The sequence below is a fragment of the Delftia sp. ASV31 genome (assembly GCF_016428765.1).
GTDB lineage: Bacteria > Pseudomonadota > Gammaproteobacteria > Burkholderiales > Burkholderiaceae_C > Comamonas > Comamonas acidovorans.
This window is the reverse complement of sequence record NZ_JAELTK010000295.1, coordinates 1-314: the sequence shown is the minus strand read 5'-3', so window position 1 is coordinate 314 and position 314 is coordinate 1. Positions and strand designations below refer to the sequence as shown.

The following is a 314-nucleotide window of genomic DNA, read 5'->3' as shown; positions in this document are numbered from 1 at the left end:
TGGCATACCGATGCCACCGCAACTCGCCTTGTGCTTTCGCAAGCCGGCCACGGGCACGCCACGGACACGCCACACGTACGCCGCAGGTACGATGGCGCCATGCCCTCCACGCCCGACATGCCCCACCCTGTCTCTTATACACATCTGACGCTGCCGACGAAATGCGAACAGTGTAGATCTCGGTGGGCGCCGGATCATTAAAAAAGGGGGGGGGGGGGGGGGGGGGGGGGGGGGGGGGGGGGGGGGGGGGGGGGGGGGGGGGGGGGGGGGGGGGGGGGGGGGGGGGGGGGGGGGGGGGGGGGGGGGGGGGGGGG

Annotated in this window: 1 protein-coding gene; it reads right to left on the bottom strand. The window is 74.5% G+C overall.

What is annotated here, in order from left to right:
* A partial coding sequence (locus JHD82_RS29480) for a hypothetical protein (RefSeq protein WP_199140460.1) occupies positions 1 to 314 on the bottom strand: 314 nt, incomplete at both ends.